General features: G+C 41.0%; 7 protein-coding genes and 2 pseudogenes. 4 read left to right on the top strand and 5 right to left on the bottom strand.

Annotated elements, in window-relative coordinates; genetic code table 11:
- Nucleotides 1-817: pseudogene (locus E1176_RS20790) on the top strand (hypothetical protein); the annotation flags it as partial.
- Here E1176_RS20790 and E1176_RS16760 read toward each other — a convergent pair.
- The 5 genes from E1176_RS16760 to E1176_RS16740 form a co-directional block, all read right to left on the bottom strand.
- Nucleotides 814-1500 carry an OmpA family protein gene (locus E1176_RS16760; protein ID WP_185152860.1) on the bottom strand — a complete coding sequence of 229 codons (687 nt, stop codon included), beginning with the start codon at nt 1498-1500 and terminating at the stop codon, nt 814-816. The pseudogene E1176_RS20790 and the gene E1176_RS16760 sit on opposite strands and share 4 nt — an antisense overlap.
- Before the next feature lie 10 nt (nt 1501-1510).
- Nucleotides 1511-3520 (bottom strand): OmpA family protein, encoded by a 2010-nt coding sequence (locus E1176_RS16755; RefSeq protein WP_155212152.1) that lies wholly within the window; start codon nt 3518-3520, stop codon nt 1511-1513.
- 110 nt (nt 3521-3630) lie between these two features.
- On the bottom strand, nt 3631-5943 hold the full coding sequence (locus E1176_RS16750; RefSeq protein WP_155212150.1) for a patatin-like phospholipase family protein: 2313 nt from the start codon (nt 5941-5943) through the stop codon (nt 3631-3633).
- Nucleotides 5944-6024: 81 nt separating this feature from the next.
- The gene (locus E1176_RS16745; protein ID WP_155212148.1) at nt 6025-7323 is read right to left on the bottom strand and encodes a peptidoglycan DD-metalloendopeptidase family protein; all 1299 of its coding nucleotides are present in this window, start codon (nt 7321-7323) and stop codon (nt 6025-6027) included.
- Between the two features lie 163 nt (nt 7324-7486).
- Nucleotides 7487-9649, bottom strand: coding sequence for a protein-disulfide reductase DsbD family protein (locus E1176_RS16740; RefSeq protein WP_155212146.1), 2163 nt, complete (start codon nt 9647-9649; stop codon nt 7487-7489).
- 300 nt (nt 9650-9949) lie between these two features.
- On the opposite strand from E1176_RS16740, the pseudogene E1176_RS16735 reads away from it, so the two are divergent.
- From E1176_RS16735 to E1176_RS16725, 3 genes and pseudogenes are all read left to right on the top strand, one after another.
- Nucleotides 9950-11230 (top strand): annotated as a pseudogene (locus E1176_RS16735) (ammonium transporter).
- A 127-nt stretch (nt 11231-11357) separates the two neighbouring features.
- Nucleotides 11358-15866, top strand: coding sequence for a glutamate synthase large subunit (gltB, locus tag E1176_RS16730; RefSeq protein ID WP_155212144.1), 4509 nt, complete (start codon nt 11358-11360; stop codon nt 15864-15866).
- A 2-nt stretch (nt 15867-15868) separates the two neighbouring features.
- Complete coding sequence (locus E1176_RS16725) at nt 15869-17323, top strand: glutamate synthase subunit beta (RefSeq protein WP_155212143.1); 1455 nt, start codon at nt 15869-15871, stop codon at nt 17321-17323.
- Nucleotides 17324-17387 lie beyond the last annotated feature (64 nt).

The raw sequence follows: 17387 nt of genomic DNA, 5'->3' as shown, positions 1-17387 counted from the left end.
GAAGCAGGAGGTTTCTTTTCATTCGGAAGCTGAAGAAGAAGTTCTGCTCCATATTCTACAGGAAAAGAATTACGATCAGGCGTTGCATTATGTATCTGACGAAAATGTGACCAAAGACTTATTGATACAGCACAAGGAACTAGTGAATCTTTGGATCAGCGAGTTTGGACTTAAAATGGAGAAGAATAGAAATGAACAAATGTTCTTTTCTAAACTCTTTTATAAAGTGCATAGAAAAGTCCTCAAGAATTATGTGCCTTTCAGTACGCTACATCAAACTTTAAGTGACGGACAATATGATTGCTTAAGTGGTACGACTTTTTACGCACTACTTTTAAATGGTCTTAATGTAGATTTTAAGGTTGTAGAAACTAACTACCATATTTATCTTAAGATCATTTTAGATAATGGCAGCACAATTCTTCTTGAATCTACTGACCCGATTAATGGATTTATTACTAGCGAAAGAGAAATAGCTGAAAGACTGGCAGACTACACAGATGGCAATAACACACAAAGGAAAGCTGATGAATATAGCTTTGCTGTGAGATTAAATAATACAGTTGACATGGCTGGTTTGGCTGGGTTACAATATTACAACCGTTCGGTTGACGCTTTTAATAACGGAGAGCTTAAGCGATCAGTTGATTTGTATGAGAAAGCCGGTATATTTTACGAATCAGAAAGACTTGATGAATTTGGCTTGGTATTGAGTCAGGCTCTTCTTGCCGATAATTCACTTACTCCACAAAATAAGAGACAATATCTTTCTAAGATACCAGTGATGAATGATAAAGGGGTGGTTTCTCTTTATTAGTTAGAAAGGATTCGAACTTCTACTCTGCGATTTTGAGTTCTCGATTCATCATCTGAGCCACGACTTAAAGGCTGCGTACCGCCAAATGCCTTCGTTCTAATTCTTCGTCTGTCGATACCCTGCTTAACAAGATAGTTTTTTACGGCATCTACCCGATCTTCAGACAGCTTCATATTCGCTCTTTCATTGCCACGAAAATCAGTATGGCCCTCAAGTTGTATTTGCATGGTAGGACTCGATTCTAGCATTTTTACCAATGCATTAAGCTCTTCATAAGACTCTTCAGATATTTTTGCTTTGCCCAATCCGAAAATCAATTTATCTAACCTAATGAGTCTGTTTATGCCATTGGGCTGTAATTCTATGACTACAGCTATTTCCTGATTTACAGCATCACTTGACTTCAATGTTTGACTGTAAGGGGCGTAGCCATCAGCCTCAACTACCAGGATGTAGTCATTACCATCTTCCATATTAAAAGTAAAAGTTGAGCCGGAAAAGACCCCTATTTTACTTCCGTAGGGCAAGCTTTCATATTTGATTCTGGCTCCATCTACAGGTTCCTCATTCGTCTTATCTATAATACGACCTGTTACGGCAATTAAAGTACTATCTGATAATTGGGCGACAGAAGCCTGAATAAAAGTGAGGCTACATATTGCTATGAGGAAAAGACATTTCATATAAAAAGTGTTATTCATTAAGAATCTTGAACTCTACTCTTCTGTTCTTTCTTCTGCCTTCTATAGTTGCATTGCTAGCAGCTGGCTTTGTTTCGCCAAAATATTTAACAGTAAGTCGTTCTGCTCCTACACCCTTTTCTCGCAAGTATCGTTCCACAGCTTCTGCTCTTCTTTTAGAGAGAGTCATATTATAAGCCGCAGGACCAGTGCTATCTGCATGTCCGGCAACTTCAATTTTCACTGAATTACGGTCCTGCATCATCTCAACTACTCGATTCAACTCAGGAAATGACTCTTTCTTAAGTACAGCCTTATCAAAATCAAAAAATACATTATTAAGTACGATCGTTGCCTCTTTTTCGATTGGTACGAGCATAAGGTTTTTATTTGCTATTTCAAGCGCATCACCTTCTTCAAACTCTCTTAAATCTATGTTTATATTTTCTGCAACAAACCCATCTGCCTCAGCTCTTATCCCATAAAGCTCTCCTGATGGTAATAATATTTGGTACTCCCCGGTGTTGGCATTAGACTCTGTGATACCTAACTCTTTACCATCTGATAGTCGCTCATAAATAATCTTTGCACCAATTGGTTCTTTAGTTTTTGAGTCTAAAAGCTTACCTGTAACAGTGATAACCGGTGCCGGACGCTTAAATACTGGTAGTCCTACTCTAAATATGTCTAAGTTATCTTCACTCACACCCTGAGAATAATAGGCATAATCGCTATTACCAGGAATGTTGAAAAACAGATCTTCATATTGCGAATTAATTGTTGGCCCTAGGTTTTCCGGCTCAGACCAATTCGTCCATGTATCGTCTAGTCTACGGGTTACAAAAATGTCGCTGCCTCCAAAGCCGCTATATCCGTTTGATGAGAAATATAAAGAAACATCGTCTGGTGCAAGGAATGGAGAGGCTTCTTCACCCGCAGTATTGATCGTTTCACTCATATTTAATGGCTCCGACCAGATGCTATCAGGCCCCATAAAACTTACATATAAGTCTCTGCCTCCGTAAGAATCTTCTCTCATTACCGAAAGGATCAAAACTTTTCTATTATTAGCCAAAAAGAAATTGGCCTTTTCTGAATAATTATAATCGTTTTCTATTTGTAAGGCTACAGGTCTTGACCAGTCTCCTGAAGCATTGCTACTTACAGAAACGCCTGCCGCCATACGATCTTTGCCTAGATATTGATTACCTAATACAAGCAAAACTGATTTACCATCTGGCGTAACTGAGCTAATAAAATTAGGGCCGGAATTATTGAGTTTTTCTCCCATATTCTGAGCAAGCTTCCAGTTTCCGGCTGAATCTAGTTCAGAATACCAGATATCTTCACTGTCGTTGGTACCTCCTACATTTCCAGGATGGTTTCTACGAGAGAAATACAACGTCTTTCCATCAGGAGAAAGCAATGGCTTATACTCATTATATTCACTGTTTACATTTTCGTCTAATCTTTCTTTGGCAATATCCGGGTTTACGAATTCAGGAATACTTATTTCTGCGATAATGGGAATATCTGAATCAGAAATTGCGACCGCATCTATGCTAAAATATTCGGGAACTGCAGCTCCGTCAAACTCAAGTTTAACAGCCGTAACTTTATAAGGAGTCTCTTCCATAAATACATTGAGCATTCGGCCTTTTAATGGAATTGAGCGTGGGCTAAATGTATTAACCAGGTATTCTTTGTCGGCTTCATCATAAACATATACCTTAAAAAGAGCACTGGGATTATAAGACTCGGCAATTGCTATTTGCCTTATTTGCATGGGATTGTCATACCCGATTTTTATAAATTCTTTTTTATTTGCCCGCTCGGGCGTCCATGCGGCAGGATTTTCACCACCAGCCGGTAGCACATCGGGTTTACCTAGAATTTGATTTGCTGAATATTGAATGGGCGTCAGTTCGGAAGAGAATTCTTTGACTTCTGAGCCCCATTGTACGATTTGTGCATTTACTGTAAACGATAAGGCCAAAAAAGCCAGGAGTACAACTCTTTTCATATAGACTTAGAACAATATTTACGCAATTAAGAGGTGGTAAACATAGTTAAATTTTCTTTTGAATCTAAATATGATCCACTAAAATACAGGCTATTAAGCTGATTAACTGGTTAGTTCATTGATCTACGTTGGTAAAGCAAATAACCAACATGCATGAGTAAGCCAAATTTGGTCTCGGGGTCGTCATAGTAATTGGCACTCAGACTGATCGGACCAATAGGACTATGTAAAACAACTGAAGCGGTACCCGCAAAGTAAATATCTTTGAAATTGCCGGAGGCGTAGGCTGGTGTCTGATCGCCATTTTGTTGGATGGCTTCAAATGGTTTGAAAGCATACGCTTCGGCTCGGAAGTCGAGGTTACTGGTAATTGCCAGCACATTTCTTAAGCCTAGCGTTACGTAATTATGCGCCCGGAAATTTTGTAAAAAAAGTGTCTGACTATCAACCATTCCATTAAAACCTGGCGTGTTTACCAGCGTGCTCATATAGTTTGAGAATAATGGTTGGTTAGAAATATTTGCCTGAAAATAATAGCCGCTGCTGTATCTTCCTTTCTTAAAATATTGTTGAATAGTAGCTCTGGCTCTCAACCACTGGTGATCATTGATCGTTTTCATTTCTGCCAATGAAGTGGAGCCCGGTTGATAGTGCTCTTCTAATTGAAAATAGTCCAGGTTTAAAGTGAAGGCGCTACCGTTACTTGCATATTGTTTTCGGTTCAGGCTATTTCTGGCAATTTCCAAACCGGCCTTATAACCATTTAGGTCTAGCACATCTAACGTATCCCGGGAATTGAAATCGTCTTGCAGGTTAGAAAATCTGTCTGTATTGTTGATACGAGCTCCGCTTACCACTGCCTTAAACTTTGACCCAACAGGAAAGCCCAGGTTCAATCCATATTTTCGGTCGGTACGTATTAGGACTGTGGGTTCTTTAGTTTGAGTCAATATATCTTCATCATTGATGTAGTCCCAATTATTATAGGTCAAATCAGTCTCAACATAAAACTGCCCCAGGGCTGGAAGATTTATTCTTGATTTTAGCTGAGCCGATTTGTAAAAGCTACCGGTATAAAACTCAATACTTGTTTTCAGTAAATAGTTGTTGAAGTAGTAATAGTCAGCTCCCAGAAAAATTTGACTAATGTTTCTGGTGGCTATAACCCCACCTACCTCTACATTTAAGTTACTTTCCGGCCTACCGTAGATCTCAAGGTTGTAGGCGTCTGTTTCAGGATGATAGCTAATGTCCGGGTAGATAGTACGGAAGTACTCTTCAGACACCAACCTGAAATAGCCGCGTTTTATATCACTAAAGTATAGCGGTTCACCTTCCTTGTATCTAAAGATATGTTTAATGAATTTTCTTTGTTTGGAGTTAAAGCCCTGGAATTTGATATCACTAAAGATTAACGGCTTATTTCTGTTTCCAAATGCATTGCGTCTTTCGGTAAGATCATCACACGCCATTGTTCGCTGCACTTTACTGCTTATTTCGCTCATCTTACGGTTAGTAGCCACATATCCACTATCGATCAAAGCAGCGGACCTTACGAAATCAAAAGAAGTGAATCCTTCAAGATTAGGCTCAATATAGACCCCAGATTCCGGTATAGATTCGGGATCAGACTTATCGAGTAGCATAAATAGCAGCGACTGGTTTAGAAGTGATTCATCTTCTTGAGTGGGATAATCATTAAAAATTTTTGAAGAGACATTAACACCAATGATTACATCTGGGTCAAACTCTTTCTGAGCCACATCTACAGGGAAGTTGTTGTAAATACCACCGTCAAACAGGTATTTTCCATTAAACCGGATGGGTTTATAAAAGAAAGGAACTGATAAAGTAGCCCTTACAGCGCTCCCTAAGGAGCCACTGTCGATAGAAACTTCACTTTGTGTAAAAACATCTGCGGCCATTATTCTTGTGGGCACAAGCAGACTATCAAAATTGTAGTTGGCATTAGCTGCAGGTTGAGCAAAACGCTCAAGGAGGGCAAAGTTTAGTGACAGATCACTGGCAAGACTTGATGAAATACTTGCGTTAAAGGAGGAATCGAGTGAAAGCTTTAAAGACAGAAAAGAAGCATTCTCATCATCTTTGCTATAATAATAATTAAAGCCCTGTTCCAGCTCACCGTTTACCCAACGTTGAAAATCGTCTGACAGCATCATCAGTTCTATCTCAGTTGGTGTGTAGCCAGCTGCATAGCAACCTGCAACTATTCCTCCCATAGATGTGCCAACGATGTAGTCTATCGGAATTTCATTTTCCTCCAGCGCCTTTAAAACCCCCACATGTGCCAGACCTTTTGCTCCACCGCCACTTAGTACCACAGCTACTTTTTTCTGAGCGTGGCTTACACTGGTAATAAGGAGTATAATTAAGGTCACTATCAGCGACTTTGATCTGAGCATTGAGGTTGTTTTATTTTTTAAAGCTAAACAAAAAAAGCAAGACAAAAATTGTCTTGCTTACCTTGTGAGGTTAATTTTTTATTAATTAGACCTTGCCAATATCGGAGCAGATTCGACAGGAAAAGAAATCTGATCCAGTCGCTCATTCCAAAGTAGTATTTCGTTGGCAAATGCCTCTTTATTTTCTTCAGCCACTGGCTCAGAAGGCGGTAAGTCAACTTTTAGTGCATCTATTTGCACCCCATTTTTCCAAAAGCGGTAGCAAAGGTGATTACCGGTCGCTAGCCCTGTGCTTCCTACATAACCGATAGTTTGCTCTTGTTTTACGCGCTGCCCTGGCTTAAGGCCTGATGCTATTTTTGACATATGTAAATATTGCGTAGTGTAGGTAGCATTATGTCTGATTTTTACATAATTACCATTGTACTTGCTATAACGTGCTTCAAGTACTATACCGTCACCAACTGAACGAATAGGTGTACCTCTTGGTGCTGCAAAGTCAGTGCCTCTGTGTGCTTTATATCTTTTTTGTACAGGGTGATACCTTCTGCCTGAGTATCTGCTGCTGATGCGAGTGAACTCAAGTGGATATTTTAACAAAGCCTTTCTAAGGCTATTACCCTTCTCATCAAAATAATCTATATCACTTCCCTGATCAAAATGATAGGCATAGTATCCATTTCCGAAATGCTCAAAATATATAGCCTTTATCTTTCCCGAACGAATTGGGTGACCGTCAATTAATTCATCCTCATAGACCAATTTAAATCTATCTCCTCTCTGAAGTCTAAAAAAGTCAATTTGCCAAGCAAAAATATCTGCAAAATCATTAGTAAGGTAAGACAAACCTAATTGGTCCATCGTAAGTGACAAACTCGCTTCGATTGTGCCTGAAATACTTTTCTCAACAACTTCAACTTCCTTAAGACCTTTTTCTACTGTTATTGAATCTAGCAGGTTAAAAACCACATATTCGACAGGATTGTGCTCGTAGATCATGGCACGAGCTGTTTTTAAAGAATCAGGTGTGCAAATAAGTGTGTATTTTTTATTTGCGGCTAGTTTTCTAACATCAAACACTTCTTTCGAGGCTTTGGCGAGCTTATAAATTGACTCGCTGGGAATATTGTAGTTAGATAGAATCTCAGATATATTTTGATTACGCTTAATCTTATCTTCGATTACAACCATAGAGTCAACTACCACTCCATATAGCTTTTTAGGCTCTGGCGGTTTTATAACTTCTACAGAATCTTGAGCAATAGTTGCAAGAGATTCATCACTTGATAAACTGGTACTCTCAAAATTGGGTACGAGATGATACAAACAAACTGAAATAACGGCCAGTGAAATAAGGCCTAGTACTCCGCGCTTTAACATGTTGGTTTCTAATTAAAAAATGTTTGCCCCTATAGAGATTTGGGTGCAAATAACAGTTAAAAAAACTAATTATAATAAAATCCACCACAAAATCCCAAAAAAGCCTGACAAATTAATGTCGTACTTTAAATACACCTTCTAAGGTATTGGTAACTAGGTGATTCTAATTATTTTCTGACTTTTCAAATTCGGCTATGCCCTGATCTAAAAATTTGATGAAATTGCTTACATCTTTGTCGTAGGCCACAGGCGGTACGAGCACCTGTTCGTCATTGCCTACTAATACGTAAAATGGCTGCGCATTATTATTGAGATTTGTGATTTGTAAATCTGCATTTTGCTTGCCAATCGTCTTCTTTATTTTATTGTCGTAAGTTGATGTATACCACTCCGATTCTGGTAGCTCCGTTTTATCATCTACATACAAAGCCACCACTACATAATCTTCTTTTAACCTTCTCAAAACCTCAGGATCTGACCAAACGACAGCTTCCATCTCCCTGCAATTGGTACAGCCGTGGCCGGTAAAATCTATAAATAGTGGTTTATCTTGCGCCTTTGCACATTTAATAGCCTGCTCATAATCAAAATAACCATTGATACCATGTGGCAGGTGTAAGAAATCATCATACTTAGGCTCCTCGCAAATCGAGTAGTCTGCTTCATCAGCAGGGCGGCTCATGCTTATCAGGTCAAAATCGTGTGTGTGCATTGGAGGCAAATAACCCGCAAGTGCCTTAAGTGGGGCTCCCCAAAGCCCAGGGATCAGGTAGATCACAAAGCTAAAAGTTGCTATGGCTAACATTAATCTCGAGACACTAATCGTCTCAACTTTACTATCGTGGGGTAATCTTAACTTACCTAACAGGTAGAAACCCATCAAAGTGAAAATTACTATCCAGATGGCGATATTAACATCTCTATCGAGAATGCCCCAATGAAAAGCCTGATCGGCTATGCTGAGAAATTTAAATGCCAGGGCCAGCTCAATAAACCCAAGTACAACTTTTACAGAATTTAACCAGCCTCCAGACTTAGGCAGATTGCTCAACCAACCCGGAAATATGGCAAACAGCGTGAATGGGATAGCAAAAGCTAAAGAGAATGCAAACATCCCTAAGATTGGCTTTATAAACTCACCACCTGCTGATGCTACCAAAATACTACCTACTATTGGGCCTGTACATGAAAACGAAACCAGCACTAGAGTGAAGGCCATGAAGAAAACACCTAGTAAGCCTTTCCTATCAGCTTTTTGGTCCATTTTATTTACAAATGAACTGGGCAGGGTAATATCGAAAAGACCAAAAAAGGAAAGCGCAAAAACTACAAAAACTGCGAAAAAGATAATGTTTGGCAACCACTCAGTAGATAAATGGTTGGCTGTTTGAGGGCCCATAAGAGGTGCCAGCGCTGAGCCAATAATGGTATATATTAATATAATCGAAAAGCCATAGGCTATTGCTTTGAAGGTGCCTCCACTTTTTCCTGTAAAATAGGTCACAGTCATCGGTATCATCGGGAAGACACAAGGCGTAAGCAGCGCAGCCAGGCCAGCCATAAAGGCAAATATCATAAACCAAATCAGTGATTTGTCTTTTTCGCTTTCGAGCTGCAGAGATTCATCTAGAATAGGTCCTGTTAGTTTCTCATCTTTCTCTTCAGCAGCTTTATTTTCTACCGCATTAGTTTCGACAGCCGGCACTGCTTCATCTGATGGTTCTTCTGCTGTTTCTTCGGGAGCACTATTAGTATTTTGATCAGCTACGGGTTTTTCTGATTTTACCTCTTTAGGTTTCTCTGGCTCAGTTTCTTTAGGCTTTTCTGCTGCCCCTGTTGTTTGTTGATCAGGACCTGAAACAGCTATATTATTTATTTCAAAATCATATTCAAACGGAATACATTGACCAGTGACCTCTGAGCATACCTGAAAATTATAACTGCCCGCCACAACCACATCATTGGTGAGAATTTTTATTCGTTGTTTAAATTTTCCCTTCTTTTTAAATATTCGGACATCACACTCAAAAATTTCATCAAACTTATCGATTGGCTCTATGGCCTTTACTTCTCCCACCAGTGAGTAGCCAGGATGCTCTGTAAAGCTAAAAGTTGTGACTATGGGGCCACAATCAGGATCGAAATCTGATGAATACAAATACCATTCTTCATCGATATCTGCTTCAAATACAATGTCTATTTCCTCTCCAATTTTTACATCGGTTTTTTCAGGGTACTCTTTCCATTCAGAAGGCTCAAGAATTTGAGCGGTAGCCACTTGAGAAATGATAAAAAGAGGTAGAAGGACTTTGAGCAATAGCTTCATAAATGCTTTAAAAATTAATCAACGCGCACAAAAATAAATTAAAATGCCGCAACACCCACAATGGGCTACTGCTTTTACGCTTGTCAAACGGTCTTGTTGCAAAACAGCCACTTATAAATACAGTCTCTTTGACAAAAGATTGAAGAAAATGGTTCGATTTAGCCAAGCATAAATCAAAACAGGATAATATCTTAGTACTAGGCTCAATTTAGACCCTTTAAATTATATTTTTGTTCCATATTTAATTTTTTAGGGTTAAATTGAATGCTGTTTATCAGTTTTACTAACAATAATTTAATTATGAGGCTAATATTTAACCCTACACTGCTTGCTTCTTTGTCATCGCCAGAAACTATCGCCATTCAATCTCAAAATTTACTAACCGTCAATAATGTCTGGATGATGCTATGCATCGCCTTAGTATTTATCATGCATTTAGGTTTTGCCGGGGTAGAAGCCGGGTTTACACAAACGAAAAACACCGTGAACATCCTATTTAAAAATACATTGACCCCTGCTATCGGACTTATTTCGTATTTCTTCATTGGATTTAGTCTCATGTTTCCTGGCTTCACATCTGAGGCATCAGGGTGGTTTGGTTTTGCCGGTTTTGGGTTAAAAGACATCTTGGGCGCTGATTATAACCCGGGGTTTACCTACTGGACAGCCTTTCTCTTTCAAGGCATGTTTGCTGCCACCGCTGCCACTATAGTCTCTGGTGCTGTGGCGGAGCGTATTAAAATTTCCTCATATTTTATTTTCACCATAGTGTTTGTGGGAATTGTCTATCCACTAATTGGTAGTTGGCAGTGGGGCGAAGGAGCGCTTTACAAAATGGGGTTTTATGATTTTGCCGGTTCTACCATTGTACACTCCGTTGGAGGTTGGGGTGCATTGGCAGGAGCATGATCACTCGGCCCTCGTCTGGGAAAATATGTAAAAGGCAAAGTAATTGATAAACCAGGATCAAGTGTACCACTAGCCACGGTTGGTGTTTTTCTTCTTTGGTTTGGTTGGATAGGCTTTAATGGAGGATCTGTACTCTCTGCCGACCCTTCTAAAACTTCTTTGGTATTGGTTAACACCAGCCTTTCTGCCTCTTCAGGAGCCATCGGGGGTTTTTTAGCTGGTTTTATAATGTTTAAGCGTCTCGATTTTGGTATGGTTTTAAATGGCATTCTCGCTGGCCTTGTAGGCATTACAGCTGGAGCTGATCTCATGGCTCCCTCCGAAGCGCTGCTCATCGGGGCTTTCTGTGGTGCTGCAGTAGTGATCTCTGCCGTTACACTCGATAAGCTAAAACTTGATGACTGTGTAGGCGCCATCTCAGTACATCTGGTTTGTGGTATTTTAGGCACTTTAGCAGTAGGTGTATTTGGTAGTATGGCCGGTTGGTCTCAGCTTGGGTCACAAGTTATTGGTATTCTCATCTGTGGCGCTGCGGCATTTCCTGCAGCACTCATCCTTTTTTACCTTCTTAAAAAAACTATCGGAATACGTGTTTCTCCTAAGCACGAAGTGGAAGGGCTCGACAGCCACGAACATGGGATTCGAGGCTATTCAATCGTTTACGATGATTAAATATCGTGCTTTAATTGCTTTTAAGGCCTTTTTTGACTATAATCTTAGCTTAAATTAAGACCGAAGACTCCAAAAATTCTTTGGTGAGATTGCCCTCATATACCCACTAAAAAAAATGTAAATGCGCATGAAAAAACCAACGCCAACCGGCCTCTACCGACCAGAATTTGAACACGATGCATGCGGAATAGGAAGCATCACTCATATAGACGGTAAAAAAGACCATAAGCTCATACAGCAAGCCATTGATATGCTTGAGCGTATGGAACATCGAGGCGGCACTGGAAGTGACCCTGAATCTGGTGATGGTGCTGGTATATTAATTCAACTTCCACATAATTTTTTAAAGAAACAGTGCCAACCTTTAGGTATAGCATTGCCTGAAGAAGGTAGCTATGGCACGGGCCTTTTATTTTGGCCCACCATTGCAAAAGTGAGAGACCATTGCCGAGAGGTTTTTGAAGAACATGCTGCTAAATTGGGCCTAAAAATCTTAGGATATCGTGTAGTGCCTGTTGATAAAAATGTACCCGGCTCAGAAGCTAAAAAAGCAGAACCTTACATAGATCAGGTGTTTATCACCCATAAAAACGGACTAAAAAATGAGGATCTTGAGCGTAGACTTTTTGTTCTACGCAATTACACCTCCCATTATATGGGACACCACGTACCGGGCAATAATGGTGACTTTTATGTGCCAAGTCTTTCGACCCGAGTACTCATTTACAAGGGGCAATTACGCACCGACCAACTTAGACCATATTTTAAAGACTTTGCAGACGAAAGCATGGTTTCTGCTCTGGCCATTGTCCATTCCCGATTTTCTACCAATACCTTTCCTAACTGGAAGCTGGCGCAACCTTTTAGATATATAGCCCACAATGGTGAAATCAATACCATCAGGGGTAATGTAAACAAAATGCAGTCGAAAGAAGCCATGATGAAGTCGGACGTTTTTACCGATGAAGAATTAGAAATGCTGCTGCCTGTTACAAATCCTGAGCACTCCGATTCAGCCAACCTCGATGCGCTTGTAGAGATGCTCGTTTTGAGCGGAAGATCACTACCACATGTGATGATGATGCTTGTGCCTGAAGCCTGGGAAGACAATAAACTTATGGAAACCCAGCGAAAGGCATTTTATAAATACCATGCCTCTCTCATGGAACCCTGGGATGGCCCTGCAGCCCTTGTTTTTACAGATGGCAATATCGTAGGTGCTACTCTTGACCGTAATGGTTTAAGGCCTGCACGATATACTATAACCAGTGATAATCAGCTAATCATCGCCTCTGAAGCAGGGGCTCTACCTGTAGAAGATAGCAATGTGCTAAGTAAAGGCCGATTGCAACCGGGAAAAATGCTTGTGGCTGATTTATCGGCCAGAAAAGTTTTTTATGATGAAGAGCTGAAACATGAGATATGTCATAGAAAACCGTACATAGATTGGATTAAAGAACAACGCATAAAGCTGCGTCTTGTCCCTAAAGTGACCAATCATTACGAGCCTTTCCACGTTGAAAAACTTAAGACGTTACAACAGCTTTTTGGCTATACTTCAGAAGAGCTTAAAGTGATATTGGGACCCATGGCCGTTACGGCTAAAGAGCCAATTGGTTCCATGGGTGCTGACACTCCCATTGCCGCTCTATCAGATTTTAGCCAGCACATTTCTAATTATTTCAAACAGCTTTTTGCACAGGTAAGCAACCCACCAATAGACCCAATCCGTGAGCGCCTGGTCATGTCTCTTTTTACCCGTTTGGGGGAAAGCCTTAATATACTAGACGAAACCCCTGAGCATACCAAACAAATACACCTTTCTCATCCTGTTTTATTAAACAGCGACCTGCAAAAACTCAAAGCCATGAGCTCAAATGGTTTTGAATACGCAAACATCGACATTCTTTTTGATGCTGACGGCAAACCCGGAGCATTAGAAAATGCACTTGATGCTGTATGTCGGGCGGCAGAATTGGCTATCAGGGCGGGTCGTAAAATCATTATTTTGTCTGATAGAAATGCAAATAAATCTGCAGCACCTATACCTTCTCTACTGGCCATAGGAGCGGTGCACCATTACCTGGTCAGACAAAAAATACGTACGAAAGCAGGCCTCGTGGTGGAAGCAGGAGATATAAGAGAGACTCATCACTTTGCTACAGTAATTGGCTATGGTGCCAGTGGTATCAACCCTTATTTAGCCCTTGAAACCATTGCCAACCTAAACGCTCAAGGTCTGATTGAAGAGGACGTTACAATTAATAAAGCATTGAAAAACTATCAAACTGCTATTGGTTACGGCCTGCTTAAGGTACTGAGTAAAATGGGCATCAGCACTCTGCAATCGTATCAATCAGCACAAATTTTTGAAATATTAGGGCTAAGCTCCAAAGTGGTTGAAAAATGCTTCAAGGGCACGACCTCGCGAATTGAAGGGCTCGGATTTGATGACCTGGCCAAAGAAGTTTTGATTAGGCACCAGTTGAGTTATAACGTGAGTAAGCAGCGCTTAGAAGTAGGTGGTAAATACCAATGGAAAAGAAGGGGTGAGCGACATACATTTAACCCTGAAACGATTCATCTTTTGCAACATGCCACACGCACTAACGATCAGTCATTATACAATCAATATGCAGAAAAGATCAATAATCAGGTAAAACGATCATTGACTTTGCGTGGTTTATTTGAGTTTAAAGATCGTGTGTCTATACCGATAGAAGAGGTCGAACCAAAAGAGGCCATTTTTAAACGATTTGCCACTGGTGCCATGTCCTTTGGCTCACTTTCTCATGAGGCACATGCTACATTGGCTATCGCCATGAACCGCATTGGGGCGAAAAGTAACAGTGGAGAAGGGGGAGAAGACGAAGTGCGATTTGAGCGAAAAGCAAATGGTGATTGGGAGCGATCGGCTATCAAACAGGTTGCGTCAGGTCGATTTGGTGTTACAAGTCACTATCTCACCAATGCCGATGAGTTACAAATTAAAATGGCTCAGGGAGCTAAACCCGGGGAGGGCGGTCAGCTTCCCGGCCATAAAGTAGACGACTGGATCGGCCGGGTGCGTCACTCTACACCAGGAGTTGGACTTATATCACCGCCACCTCACCACGATATTTATTCTATAGAAGACCTGGCTCAGCTTATTTATGACTTAAAAAATGCCAACAGATCAGCTAGAATCAATGTGAAGCTTGTGTCTGAGGCAGGTGTAGGCACCGTAGCTGCAGGTGTTTCAAAAGCCAATGCTGATGTGGTACTCATTTCAGGTGCCGATGGAGGTACCGGTGCCTCTCCTTTGAGCTCAATTCAACATGCAGGATTGCCCTGGGAGTTGGGTCTGGCAGAAACTCACCAAACTTTACTTAAAAACAACCTAAGGAACAGAATTACAGTACAAACTGACGGGCAAATAAGAACTGGACGTGACCTTGCTATTGCTACTTTGCTTGGCGCGGAAGAGTGGGGTATTTCGACAGCTGCTTTAGTGGTAGAAGGCTGCATTATGATGCGTAAGTGTCATTTGAACACCTGCCCGGTAGGGATAGCCACACAAAACCCTGAGCTAAGAAAGCTTTTTACCGGAGACGCGGATCATGTGGTCAATTTCTTCAATTTTCTAGCTGAAGATTTACGACAGATTATGGCTTCACTGGGTTTTAGAACTGTCGATGAAATGGTAGGTCATAGTGAAATACTGAAAGTAAGAAGCAATATCTCACATTGGAAACTAAAGCACCTGGACTTGACTCCTATTTTACATAAAGAATCAGTAGGGTCAAATATTGGTCAGTACAAGCAAATTGAGCAAGACCATAATATCGATGAGGTGCTCGATTGGCAACTATTAGAAAAAGCCAAAACCTCCATTCTATCAAAAAATAAAGTAACGGCTACATTTCCGATCGAAAATGTAAATAGAGCAGTAGGTGGCATCTTAAGCAATGAAGTTTCTAAAAAATATGGAGGAGAAGGGCTTCCTGACAACACGATCGATTATCAATTTGAAGGATCAGCAGGGCAAAGTTTTGGTGCGTTTTTAGCCAAAGGAATCACTTTTAAACTATCTGGCGAGGCCAACGATTACTTTGGCAAAGGACTATCAGGTGGAAAACTCATTGTGCACCCACCTGAGCAGGCAACATTTGAAGCTGAGCGTAATATCATCATCGGCAATGTGGCTTTTTATGGCGCCACAAGTGGCAAAGCATTTATCAGAGGTATGGCGGGTGAGCGATTTGCAGTAAGAAACTCAGGTGTTGAGGCTGTGGTTGAGGGGCTCGGAGACCATGCTTGTGAATATATGACTGGTGGCCGGGTAATCGTGCTTGGTGAAACCGGTAAAAACTTCGCGGCTGGCATGAGTGGCGGTATTGCTTATGTCTACAACCCATTAAGTCAGTTTGAGTTTTTCTGCAACCAGGAGATGGTGGCGCTCGACCCACTGGAAGACGAAGACCTCAAATATGTTGCTGATATGATAGACCAACATATCGAAAACACCGGAAGTAAACTTGCCAAAAGACTCAAAGATGATTGGGACGAGCACAGCCAAAAATTTATAAAGGTGATCCCTCATGACTATAAAAAAGTGCTGATGAAAAAAGAATTGTCTAACAAAGAAATAGCATAACGATGGGTAATAAAGAAGGATTTTTAAAGTATGACAGAGAGCTGCCTCAAGCCAGAGACCCTAAAGTTCGCATCAACGATTTCAATGAGATATATGAAGAGTTCCCTGAGCAACGTACTCAAGAGCAAGCTGCTCGCTGTATGGATTGTGGAGTTCCTTTTTGCCATCAGGGCTGCCCGCTAGGTAACATTATTCCAGAATTTAACGATGCCGTTTACAGGGAGCAATGGGAGGAAGCGATCGAGATATTAACGGAGACCAATAATTTTCCGGAGTTTACAGGGAGAATTTGCCCTGCTCCTTGTGAGGCAAGCTGTGTGTTAGGCATTAATAAACCACCCGTGGCTATTGAGCATATCGAGAAAACAATTGCCGAAAAGGCCTATGAGCTAGGATACATCAAACCTAACATTCCGGAGATACGCACCGATAAGAAAGTAGCAATTATAGGGTCTGGCCCGGCTGGACTTTCCGCAGCAGCTCAGTTGAATCAGGCCGGGCATCGAATAACAGTATATGAACGCGAAGATCAGATTGGAGGATTGCTGCGTTACGGTATCCCGGATTTTAAACTCGAAAAATGGGTAATAGACAGGAGACTTGAAATTTTAAAAAAAGAAGGCATTGAGTTTGTCACTCAGGCTGAGGTGGGTAAAAATGTATCTACCGATGAGCTCGAAAAGCAATATGATGCCATCGTTCTGTGCGTTGGCTCTACAGTACCTCGCGACCTTCCTATTAAGGGACGAGATCTGGACGGCATCTATTTCGCCATGGATTTTCTTACAGATCAGAATAGAAACGTTTATAAAAAGACGCCTGAAAATGTATCAATCACAGCCAAAGACAAGCATGTTGTGGTTATCGGTGGGGGTGATACCGGCTCTGACTGCATCGGCACTTCACACCGACAGGGAGCCAAATCAGTTTTGCAAATAGAGCTTTTAGAAAAGCCTCTTGACCATAGGACAGACAAAGACCCGTGGCCCAATTGGCCCATGGTATTGCGCACCTCCTCATCACACGAAGAGGGCGGTGAGAGAGCCTGGTCTATGTTGACAAAGGCATTTATCGGTGATGATCAGGGTAGAGTTAAAGCCATAAAAGTAGTTGACATTGCGTGGACTGAGGAGAAAAATAAGTTTGAAGAAGTTGAAGGTACTGAGCGTGAGATTCCTTGTGATTTAGCGCTACTGGCTGTTGGTTTTGTTACTCCGGAAAATAATGTGTTAAAAAAACTGGGCATTGATACTAACAAAAAAGGGCTGATTGAATCTAAGAAGTATCAAACCAACAAACCTCATATTTTCTCTGCTGGTGATGCACGCAGAGGCCAGTCTTTGGTAGTATGGGCACAATCTGAGGGGAGAGAGGCAGCCGTACAAGTAGATAAGTATTTGATGGGCTCTACCTCATTACCTTCAAAACAAGGGTCTTTTTTAGCTGTAAAAAAATAAAAAGAGACTGTCTCAAAAGTTGTAACCCAACTCATACAGGTCATTCTGACGAAGGAAGAATCTT

Source organism: Fulvivirga aurantia, assembly GCF_009711475.1.
Taxonomy (GTDB): Bacteria; Bacteroidota; Bacteroidia; order Cytophagales; family Cyclobacteriaceae; genus Fulvivirga; species Fulvivirga aurantia.
The sequence above is the reverse complement of the archived record's forward strand: the minus strand, read 5'-3'. Positions and strand labels throughout refer to the sequence as shown.

Coding starts and splice junctions, on each gene's coding strand:
- E1176_RS16760 (WP_185152860.1), bottom strand. CDS start 1,500: ATGAAATGTCTTTTCCTCATAGCAATATGTAGCCTCACTTTTATTCAG.
- E1176_RS16755 (WP_155212152.1), bottom strand. CDS start 3,520: ATGAAAAGAGTTGTACTCCTGGCTTTTTTGGCCTTATCGTTTACAGTA.
- E1176_RS16750 (WP_155212150.1), bottom strand. CDS start 5,943: ATGCTCAGATCAAAGTCGCTGATAGTGACCTTAATTATACTCCTTATT.
- E1176_RS16745 (WP_155212148.1), bottom strand. CDS start 7,323: ATGTTAAAGCGCGGAGTACTAGGCCTTATTTCACTGGCCGTTATTTCA.
- E1176_RS16740 (WP_155212146.1), bottom strand. CDS start 9,649: ATGAAGCTATTGCTCAAAGTCCTTCTACCTCTTTTTATCATTTCTCAA.
- gltB (WP_155212144.1), top strand. CDS start 11,358: ATGAAAAAACCAACGCCAACCGGCCTCTACCGACCAGAATTTGAACAC.
- E1176_RS16725 (WP_155212143.1), top strand. CDS start 15,869: ATGGGTAATAAAGAAGGATTTTTAAAGTATGACAGAGAGCTGCCTCAA.